This is a genomic window from Streptomyces calidiresistens, from assembly GCF_014141525.1.
GTDB lineage: Bacteria > Actinomycetota > Actinomycetes > Streptomycetales > Streptomycetaceae > Streptomyces > Streptomyces calidiresistens.
Map to the genome: position 1 here is coordinate 1 of NZ_VKHS01000184.1, position 7,995 is coordinate 7,995.

A 7,995-nucleotide genomic window follows, 5' to 3' on the forward strand; every position below is an offset into this window, starting at 1 on the left:
GGCTGCATCCCGGGGACCGGCCGGTCCCGGTGCTGGGCGGGCGGGTGCAGCTCGGGGCGGTACACCAGCAGGTTGGCTCCCGGTGCCAGGGCGAGAGTGAAGGCGTCGAGGAAGATCCGGGTGTCGGTTCGGCCCGGGCGGACTCCGAGGACCTGGCGGAGTTCACCGGCCACGTACAGCGTGTCCGCGACGCGCACCGCGGGGCCGGGGACCCGGTGGGGGCGACGGCGCAGCGTGGTGGCGGCAACCGACGGCGGGGATATGGAGGGCCCGGGCGGCAGTGCCAATGTGGCGACGGTACCCATCACTCCCCCTCCGGCACGGTGGCGGGCCGTCGACAGTCGGAGCAGCGGTAGCGGGCGTTCTCGGGGCAGGCTATGGGGTCGCCGGAGGTGATCAGGGAGCCGGGGGGCATCGTCTTGTGCTCGCGGCAGTCGACGCACTGGGCGAACGCCTGAACCGGCCGGTTCAGCGGCCCGCGCAGCGGCGGGGGGAGGGGAGCCGGCGGCTCATCGGGTGCCGGCATGCGGCGCCTCCAGTACCCCGGTCATCTGGTGGAGCAGCGTCACGGCCTGCTCCACGGGGAGGACCAGGTTGACCACTCTGGTCCTCCCCGTGTCCTCGTCATGGACGAGGAGGGGGAGAGCGAGGCGTCCGGCCTCCGTGATGCGGGGAGGGTGGTCGTCCGGTCTGGTGACCGTCAGCCCTCCCCGCCTGGGAAGGCAGTGATGTGGCGTCATGAGCACAGACCGTAGGGGGAGTTCACGGTGCCGGCCCTGCCATGGCGTCAACCCTGCCTAACTGGCAGGGTATGCATGATCACTTAACGTGGACGGTCAGGCCACTCCGATGTGGTGCGCGACTTTCCGCAGTTCATCGGCCCACAGTGGGCGCTCCCGTTTCATCAGGGTGACCACCGCATCCCGCACCAGGGGCGAGAAAACGATCTCCTCGGGGGACTGCTCCCGCAACCTGTTCAGCATGAACACGGTCGCGTAATCGTCCTTCTGCACCCTGTTGCAGTTCATCACCTCGATCGTGTACCGGGTGCGGCGTTCCAACGGGACGGAGTCGGCCACGTGTACGTCATCGGCCAGGCGCAGGGCCTCCGCGGCGTTGCCCTCCTCGGCGGCCAGGTGCACCCCGTGCATGGCCACGTTGCACTCCCCGAACACCGTGTGCCAGTGGTTCGTCCCGGGCGTGATCCGGGCGGCGAACCGGTCGGCCTGGCGCAGCATGTCCCACGCCGTCGGCCCGCGGTCGGCCCGCATGGCCGCCACCGCGCCCTGGAGGTGCAGCGCGCCCACCGCGGCGATGTGGCCCTCCGGGGAGGTGTCGTCGACAGAGCAGTGGTCGATCATCTCGCGGGCCAGTTCCATGGAATCGGCCACGTCGCCGCTGGAGGTCAGGACACAGGCGACCGACCAGGCCGCGGCCGCCCGTAGTTCCGGATCGCCGGTCTCGTCGGCGATCGACAGCCCGCGGTCAGCCGCCACCCGGGCCAGGGTGTGTTCCCCCACTCGGCGCAACCAGATCTGCGCCAAACCGTAGAGGCTGACGACGTGCCGGGCGATCTCTTTCTCCTCACCCGTGGGAGCGGCGGAGAGGGTGGTGTGCGCGGCTCCGAGGAGCGCGGGCAGACGTTCCCCGACCAGGCGGTAGCGCTGCGCCCGTTCGGTCTCGTAGGTCCGCCACAGGCTCTCCACGGCCGTCTTCAGGTCCGCCGTCGTCATCGGAGAGCCACCGGTGTCCAGGTGGGACGGTGGTCGGGACAGCACACGGCGCAGGCCCGGGACCCCATCGTGCTGCGGCCCCTGGCCTCCGGATCCCATGTCCATCCCGACCAGGTCGGAGATGTCCACCCGCAGGGCCTCCGCCAGGGACAGCAGGACCGACAAGCGGTCCACCGGCCGGATACCGTGCTCGATGCGGTAGATCCAGTTGTCCGTACGGCCGATCAGTTCGCCGAGGGCCTGTTGGGACAGGCCGCGCCGCATCCGGTAGTACCGAACACGGTCTCCGATCGAGAAATTCGTTGTGCCGACGTTCTCCATCACCCGCGCCTCTCGCTCTCGTCATGGCTGGGCACTCACTGCCAGAGTAGGCCGGAACGGTGGATACTGAAGCCCCGCTCCCAACAAGTGGCGGGCACTCAACGGCCGCTGTCCGCCCGCCCTTCCGCGCGCGGACAGCGGCCGACATCCATCCATCTGCGGAGCAGCAGCGTGAGCGACCATCGCGGATATCGCGGACTCATCCTGGACTTCGGGGGCGTGCTGACGACCCCGATGCGCGCCAACGGAGTGGGGTTCGAACAGGAATCCGGTCTGGAGCCGGGGGCCTATTTCGCCGCCCTCACCGAGCACCCCGAGGGAGTGCACGTCTACGCCGAACTGGAGGTGGGTCGGGCCACCCAGGAGGACTGGAACCGGGTGATCGGCGGAATCCTCGGCCTGGACCCCACAGACCTGATGCGCCGGGCTCTCGCCCGCCTACGGCCCGAACCGCGCATCGTCGAGCTGGTCGGTCGGGCCCGCCGGGAGGGCATGGTCACCGCCATGCTCTCCAACTCCTTCGGCCTGACCCCCTTCAACGTGTACAAGGAGTTGGGGATGTGGGAGGGCTTCACCGACGTCGTGATCCTCTCCGAGGAGGAGGGCGTCCGGAAACCGTCACCGGAGATCTACCGCCGGACGGTGGAACGCATGGGTCTGGCACCCGAGGAATGCGTGTTCGTCGACGACCACGAACGGAACCTCCCGCCGGCCGAGGCGATGGGCATCACCTGTGTTCACGCCACCGACGCGACCCTCACCGAGGCCCGCGTGCGGGAACTGCTGAACTGGTGAACGAGGGAGCGGGGTCGGGCATCTTCCGGGCTCATGCCCTCCCCTTCCTTGGCCGGCCCTCGGCGTCTTCCCGGGCACCCTCTACAACCACACCCCCGACTTCCGGGTACTGCGCTCCGGAGCCGTCCCCTGCCAGCCGGAGGCCAGCAAGTGACCACCCCGGCGGCCGGAGCCCTTCGAGCTGGCTCCGGGCGCCGGCCACTCCCTTCCCGAGAGGATCTGATGAGCACGACCGACCCCTTCGCCCTGCTGCGCGCGGCTGCCGTCGTCCAGCGCCTGGACGACGAGCTGACCGTCCATCCCGGCGACCGGCAGCGCGAGCGTACGTATCTGGTGCACCGCGCCGCCCTCGCTGACCGGCTCGTGCCCGTCCTCGCGGAGGTCGAGGGCGCGGCGACCAGCGAGCAGGATGCCGAGGACACCGCCCGCCGCCTGCTGGAGCACGACCGTGCCCACGGCGCTGGCCGCGGCCCCGTGCCGGCGGCCGATGTCCGATGGGACACCGACGCCCGCGGCTACGTCCGCCAGGAGCACGCCGCCGCCGCCCTCGACGAGCACGACCAGGAGCACGTCCGTGGTTGAGCTGCACATGAGCCCGGAGGCGAACGGAGTTGGTCAGGCTGTACGCCCTGTGGTCCGCCACTCGTCCGCTGTCGCCGGATTTCCCGGAACACCTGCCACGAGGGACGGACTCGGCTAGCGTGTGACTCCCCCGCCGGGGTCCCGTCCCTTCTCTCGGACGGGACCCCGTGACCGGGGCCGAGAGAAGACGCGCGCTCCCTGCCTGTGCGGGGATGGTCCGATGTGTAGGGGAACGTCGACGGGTTGCTGTGTCTGCTCCCCGCGCATGCGGGGATGGTCCCGACACCACATCACCCGGACGGGCCCCACATCACTGCTCCCCGCGCATGCGGGGATGTTCCCGGGTGCGGCATCCTCCGCAGGTGCGTCAGGTGGCAGGACATGACGAAGGGCCGGGGTCGACGGGCACCACCCCGTCGACCCCGGCCGGGCTGCGGCACCTGCCTTGATGCCAACGAGCCTCACGGTCATCCAACCGCATGCGGCCCTCGGCATCTCCCTACGAGCAGGGAAGCCAACGAACCGTCTGGTAGTTCTTCGCCCCTGCTACTGCTGCTCCTCCCATGGCCAGGGGACTGTATGCCCGGCCTCCAGCAGCGGGATGAGCCGGAACGCCTGATCGGTCAGGCCGCCGAAGGTGTGGCGGTGTGGCCCGGAGGGGGCGTGGCTCGGGGAGTAGCCCGCCAGGTTCCACGTGTAGAGCGGGGTGTGGGCCGGGATGGATTTCGAGACCTCGATGGGATCCTGGTGGTGCTGCTCGTCGGTGATGAGCACGACCCGGTCATGCCCCCGGTACTCATGGCGCATCGCCGCGGCGGTGTCGGTACCGCCGCCCAGGAACCAGCCGCCGGTCTCCCAGCGTTCCACGGCGCGCAGCGTCGCTTCACCGGGCCGCAGGGAGAACGCCCGGGTGCGGGCCCTCGGGGGGCCGGACCAGCCGAAGCGGCCGGATGAGTACGAGTACAGGTCGACCGCCTCACAGCGCTGCGCCAGAGCGATGCCGAACAGCGCGGCGACGTCCCGGCGGGTAGTGGTGCCGTCCGCGGAGAAGGAGTCCTCCATGGAGGACGAGGTGTCCACCAGGATGAGGGTTCGCCCGGGCAGCAGAGGGATGTTCGCCGTGGAGTGTTCCAGCGCCTGTTCCAGCGCCCAGCCCCAGCGAAGGGAGGGGGCGGCTGCCCGGTGGGCGGCGTGGAACCGGACAGGGAACTGGCGGGACACGGCGACCTGTCGCGGGTCGGCGATCCGGGTCGCCACCGCGGCGGCGGCCGCGTTGGAGATTCCGGCCTCGTCGAAATTCCTCAGGTTACGGATCAGCGCCATGTAGCCCATCGAGGGGATGATCGCTTCCCACGCGGCCGCGTCCATCGGCCCCTGCAACCAGCCGGCCAGGGTCTCCCAGGTGAAACCGGAGTCCCGGATGCGCTGCGGCTGGTCGAGGACCACGCGGCGCCGCTCGGACACCGGCAGGTTCATCAGCTCCTCGTAGCGGCGCAGGGTCGTCAGTCCCCTGGTGTCCGGCCGTCGGCCGTGCCGCCGGGCCACCGCGGCGGCGAACACGTCGCTCTGCCACGACTCGCCGGGCGTGGCACGTGCGTGGGTGAGCTCCAGGACCAGCCCGAACCGGTACGGCCGCCTCGGGCTGTCCCACTTGATCATCGACCTCTCGGTGTAGAGGCGACGCACCGCGTCCCCCACTCCACGCTTGACGGGTTGGGGCAGGGCACGCCCGTAGCGAGAGGTCCAGTAGGCCAGCAGTTCCCCGGGCTCGTCAGCCCGATGCAGGACTCGGCGGACGACGGAGCGGTTCCAGGTCTCGCCCGTCCCGGGCACGGCGTCGGGGCCCGGTAGCACGCGGTGAAGCCGGGCGGCGGCCAGCCTGGCATGAACGAACTCGACGGCGCCGATCTGGGAATCGGTGCGCATGTGCGCGCCGGTGCGCAGCCAGCCCAGCATCCCGGCGGTCCAGCCGGGGTCCTCGATGGCCAGGTGCCGGATCAGGTTCCGGTAGCGCTCGTCACGGGCGTCTGCCCGTTCGTAGTGGGTGCGCTGGCCGACCATGTTCATCGCGGCCAGCAGCACCAGTTCGCTGCGCTCGTCACGGGAGTACCCGGTGCCGCCGGCGTGGGTGGTGGTGCGCCCTGTCGTGGTGACGGGTGAGGAGCCGGCGGGACGGTGCGGGCGGGTGTTGAAGCGGGACATCACGGCCCTAGCGGGGCGGGGAAGACCCAGCAGGGGGGCGCCCGAGATCAGGTGGGCGACGGGGTGTAAGCGCTCTAGCCGCTGAGCTACCACCCCACCGAGGTGGGATGACCGGGATTCGAACCCGGGACCTCTCGCTCCCAAAGCGAAGTACCCGGCGCCACGGCACCGGGCGCCCCGGCTGCTGTGCCTCCCGAGATCTGGTCGGCTCCGGGGAATCCACCAAGGAAGGAACCGGGGCCCGGCACCGGGAGGTGCGTTGTGCCCAGCACCATAACCCACCCGGTTTCGAACATCCACACGAATCCCGGAGTTCTCCGCGGCTGCGTCTCGGCGTGGAGTCCTCGCGTGGTCGGAGGTCGAGGTGGCGGCGCGGAGCGCCCGCGGCGGTCGGTGGTCGCTGCGACACTGGCGCTCATGAGCACTTGGTACGAGGGACCCGCGACCATGGTCGTGGATGGAGAAGAGATAGCCGTGACGGTGAGAGTGGATCACCACACGGAAGGATCCGGGTGGAAGTCCTGGAGCGGAACCGCCCGCTTCGAACCGGGCGACGAGCCATTCGCCCACCGGGCCTTCGAGGCCAATGAACCGCTCCCCCTCTACGCGGAGGATGGAAGCGAGAGCAGGATCGGCGTCACCGGGGTCGATAGGTCAAGAGGTGAAGTGACGTTCGAGGGTGCAGGGCTGCCTCCGAACTTCCACGCGGAGTAGAGCCACCGCGAGCGGGGGCGGTCACCGTGCCGCCCCCGCTCTCCCGTGCAGCTCCAGCGCGAGGCGGGCCACCTCGACCATGGGGATGGTCACCTGGTCGGGAGTGAGGGAGGGTTCCGGTGCCCTTCCCTTCCAGACCCCCCGCATGTCGACGCCATCCACCGTCAGGGCACGAATGGGGTTGTGGCACGTCTCGATCTCCACAACGGTCACGTCCTGCTCGATTTTCGGAAGCAGATATCGACGGACCAACTCAACGAGAGGGAACTCGATCTCGTTGTAGTCCATGCCGTTCGCCTCGCAGTAACCCAGCCATTCTTCCGGGTCGTCACCGTCGTTGAATCCCCACTTGGACAACAGATCGCTACTGGAAAGCGTGAGGTGTTCTGCCATCCGGCGATCCTTCCACACCCACGTGATAATCGACTCCTGAAAAACGAGGAGGCCCCCGCCCCGGCCGAAGCCGGGGCGGGGGCTGGTTCCGGGTCAGTTGTCGGGTTCTTCCTCGGTGGCGCCGATCCGGCGGGCGACGAGGTCGACCTGGCGGCGCAGGGTGCCCGGTGCGGCCGGTGGCCGCAGCTGGTCCTCGATCTGCGTGACGCGCTCGGTCAGCTCGTCCAGCCGCTCCGGCAGAGGGGCGACCTGTTCGGCGACTCTGCGATCGAGGTCGCACATCTGGCGTTCCATGGAGCTGATGCGGTCCAGCAGACCGGGGCGGGCCGGGGTTCCGGGGCGGGCCGGGGCACCGATGATGTCGTCCACCGCTCTCGCGCCGCGTCGACCTGCCCGCAGCAGGGCGGCCAGCGCCTTCCACAGGGCCACTCCCGTGCCGAGGATCGCACCGACGGCCAGAGCCCACAGCGCCAGGTCGTCGATGGCGGGTACGCCGGTGGAGTCGGCGGCGATCACGGGCCTCCCTCCCTCGGGGCGGAGGCCCTGTCAGCGTCCCGGGCGGCAGCGGCCCGGATGAGCGCGATCAGCTCCTCGTCCGTCCGGCCGTCGACACGGATCACCGCCGGGGTGTCCGTGGCGTGATGGGCGGCCAGTACCGCAGCGAGGGTGGTCACCGGGTAGGAGGGTGCCGCCGGCATACCCAGGAGCCAACCGGCCAGGCGCCGCACCGAGCTCCATCCCTGGCGCTGGCCAACCCATTCCAGGCCGCGCCAGATGGTGTACCAGGCCAGGCCGGCGATGCCGGTGACGAGGACCAGGAGCTGTTCGCTGTCGATGTCCAGACGCAGCCAGGTCAGGAAGCCGCTGGCCATGCCGACGAGCACGGGAACGGCGGTGCGCAGGTACGAGAGGTAGAGGTCCATGCAGGTCTCCGTGGATGTGAGAGGGGGTTATGCCCGGGGGACCCGCAGCCGGTCCCAGCTCGTCCGTCCGGGGATGCCGTCGGCGTCGGCCCCGGTGAAACCCAACCTGCGCTGCCAGGCCGAGTAGGAGCGGCGGTCCGCGTCGGACCATCGGGGCCCAGGGCCCACCTGATAGTGGGAGCAGCCCTCCTCGACCAGCCGACGGCCCATCCGCGTGATGATCGGGGAGTCGGTGCCGACCCGGAAGAACGACGCCCCGGGGAACGGCTCGTGGGAGGCGGGGGCGGAGCGCTGGGCGGGAATGGTCAGACGTTGGCCGGGCCGGATCGTGT

General features: G+C 70.1%; 11 protein-coding genes. 3 read left to right on the forward strand and 8 right to left on the reverse strand.

Features of this window, described 5'->3' with window-relative positions; genetic code table 11:
- The 3 genes from FOE67_RS10315 to FOE67_RS10325 all read right to left on the reverse strand — a co-directional run.
- Positions 1-305: hypothetical protein (locus FOE67_RS10315; RefSeq protein ID WP_182662806.1), on the reverse strand; the 305-nt coding region annotated here is incomplete at its 3' end.
- Positions 305-526, reverse strand: coding sequence for a hypothetical protein (locus FOE67_RS10320; RefSeq protein WP_182662808.1), 222 nt, complete (start codon positions 524-526; stop codon positions 305-307). The genes FOE67_RS10315 and FOE67_RS10320, both read right to left, overlap by 1 nt.
- A gap of 310 nt (positions 527-836) precedes the next feature.
- The gene (locus FOE67_RS10325; protein ID WP_182662810.1) at positions 837-2,054 is read right to left on the reverse strand and encodes a helix-turn-helix domain-containing protein; all 1,218 of its coding nucleotides are present in this window, start codon (positions 2,052-2,054) and stop codon (positions 837-839) included.
- Positions 2,055-2,225: 171 nt separating this feature from the next.
- On the opposite strand from FOE67_RS10325, the gene FOE67_RS10330 reads away from it, so the two are divergent.
- Positions 2,226-2,849 (forward strand): HAD family hydrolase, encoded by a 624-nt coding sequence (locus FOE67_RS10330; protein ID WP_323384648.1) that lies wholly within the window; start codon positions 2,226-2,228, stop codon positions 2,847-2,849.
- Between the two features lie 222 nt (positions 2,850-3,071).
- Positions 3,072-3,431, forward strand: a complete 360-nt coding sequence (locus FOE67_RS10335; RefSeq protein WP_182662812.1) for a hypothetical protein — start codon at positions 3,072-3,074, stop codon at positions 3,429-3,431.
- Between the two features lie 546 nt (positions 3,432-3,977).
- Here the strand turns inward: FOE67_RS10335 and FOE67_RS10340 are convergent.
- Positions 3,978-5,633 carry a TROVE domain-containing protein gene (locus FOE67_RS10340; protein WP_182662814.1) on the reverse strand — a complete coding sequence of 552 codons (1,656 nt, stop codon included), beginning with the start codon at positions 5,631-5,633 and terminating at the stop codon, positions 3,978-3,980.
- A gap of 417 nt (positions 5,634-6,050) precedes the next feature.
- Here FOE67_RS10340 and FOE67_RS10345 point away from each other — a divergent pair, with 417 nt between their 5' ends.
- Positions 6,051-6,347: a DUF4873 domain-containing protein gene (locus FOE67_RS10345; protein WP_182662816.1), complete on the forward strand. Its 297-nt coding sequence runs from the start codon at positions 6,051-6,053 to the stop codon at positions 6,345-6,347.
- Between the two features lie 21 nt (positions 6,348-6,368).
- On the opposite strand, the gene FOE67_RS10350 is transcribed toward FOE67_RS10345, so the two are convergent.
- From FOE67_RS10350 to FOE67_RS10365, 4 genes are all read right to left on the reverse strand, one after another.
- Complete coding sequence (locus tag FOE67_RS10350; protein WP_182662818.1) at positions 6,369-6,704, reverse strand: hypothetical protein; 336 nt, start codon at positions 6,702-6,704, stop codon at positions 6,369-6,371.
- A gap of 129 nt (positions 6,705-6,833) precedes the next feature.
- A complete protein-coding gene (locus tag FOE67_RS10355) occupies positions 6,834-7,256 on the reverse strand; it encodes a hypothetical protein (RefSeq protein ID WP_182662820.1) in 423 nt (140 codons plus the stop codon).
- A complete protein-coding gene (locus FOE67_RS10360; protein ID WP_182662822.1) occupies positions 7,253-7,663 on the reverse strand; it encodes a hypothetical protein in 411 nt (136 codons plus the stop codon). The genes FOE67_RS10355 and FOE67_RS10360 overlap by 4 nt, the downstream gene beginning before the upstream one ends.
- A gap of 27 nt (positions 7,664-7,690) precedes the next feature.
- A partial coding sequence (locus tag FOE67_RS10365) for a peptidoglycan-binding protein (RefSeq protein ID WP_182662824.1) occupies positions 7,691-7,995 on the reverse strand: 305 nt, incomplete at its 5' end.